At 72.2% G+C, this 1,312-nt stretch carries 2 protein-coding genes; one reads left to right on the plus strand and one right to left on the minus strand.

The window, feature by feature from the left end:
- The coding region (locus tag A612_RS07535) for a cytochrome b/b6 domain-containing protein (protein WP_019373894.1) at positions 1–556 on the minus strand (556 nt) is incomplete at its 3' end.
- Positions 557–805: 249 nt separating this feature from the next.
- On the opposite strand from A612_RS07535, the gene A612_RS07540 reads away from it, so the two are divergent.
- Positions 806–1,264: a c-type cytochrome gene (locus A612_RS07540; protein WP_019373895.1), complete on the plus strand. Its 459-nt coding sequence runs from the start codon at positions 806–808 to the stop codon at positions 1,262–1,264.
- Positions 1,265–1,312 lie beyond the last annotated feature (48 nt).

Here is a 1,312-nt window from a genome sequence, read left to right on the forward strand (position 1 = left end):
CGAGCCGCTTGTCGCCGGTCACCATGGCGCGCACCAGCGGGCGGCGGCGCACCAGCGTGTAGAAGGCGATCGCCAGCAGGTGCAGCCCTACCAGCACATAGACCACGTATTCGCCCACGTCGCCGTGGTACCAGGAGGCGCGGCCCACCCACAGGCCCGGCAGGTAGCGCGCCAGCGGCCCGGTGAAGGCGATTTCGTCGTCGCTGGCCAGGCCGCTGAGCACCTGCAGCGCGAGCGCCAGCAGCAGCGCGAACACCGACAGCGCCCCCAGCGGCGAATGCCCGGCGTGGTCGCGCGCCGCATCGCTGCGACCGCCCAGGTAGCGCCACAGCGCCGCCGGCGAATACAGGAAGCTGGCAAAGCGCGACCAGCGCCCGCCCACCAGCCCCCAGGCCAGGCGAAAGACCAGCAGGGCCAGCACCACGTAGCCCAGCCGGAAGTGCCACTGCATGGCGCCCTCGACCTTCGCAGTCACCACCATGGCGATGGTGGCCGCGGCCAGGCTCCAGTGGAACAGGCGGGTAGGGAGGTCCCAGATACGGATGGTGTGCTGCATGGGCGAGGGCGGAAATCCAGGGGCAGCGCCGGGGCGCCTGCGGCGATTGTGCCCAGCGGACGCATGTTGCGCTGCAACATACCCGAGCGCGGCCTGGGTGCATGCGGGCGCGGGGCCACCCCGACGGCGCGATACTGCGCGCCGCATGCGGCCCCCGTCGGCCGCGTGGGCGGCGGGGGAGCCGGGGCATGCGCCGGGGCTTCTCTCGCCGCTTTCCGTCTTTCTCCGAACGACCCAGAGGTAACACCCATGCACATCAAGACCCTTGCCCTCGCCGCGGCCGCCGCCGGCACCCTGCTGCTGACGCAACCGGCCGCCGCCCAGTTCGCCAAGGCCGAGGACGCCATCAAGTACCGCCAGAGCACGCTGTTCGTGATCGGCCAGCACTTCGGCCGCATCGGCGCCATGGTCAACGGCAAGGCGCCCTACGACGCCAAGGCCGCCGAGGCCGACGCCGAGGTGATCGCCTCGCTGGCGTCGCTGCCCTGGACCGCCTTCGGCCCCGGCACGGACAAGGGCAACACCAAGGCCAAGCCCGAGGTCTGGAGCGACACCGCCAAGTTCACCGAGCACGCCCAGAAATTCCAGGCAGAAGCCCCGAAGCTGCTGGCGGCCGCCAAGACCGGCAACCTGGACGCCCTCAAGGCGGCCTTCGGCCCCACGGCCAACAGCTGCAAGGCCTGCCACGACAGCTTCCGCAGCCGCTGATCGCGGCGCGCGCGGGGCGCCTTGGCGCGCCCCGCCCGGCGGCGCCCG

Origin of the sequence: Melaminivora alkalimesophila, assembly GCF_000282995.1 — a bacterium.
Taxonomy (GTDB): domain Bacteria; phylum Pseudomonadota; class Gammaproteobacteria; order Burkholderiales; family Burkholderiaceae_C; genus Melaminivora; species Melaminivora alkalimesophila.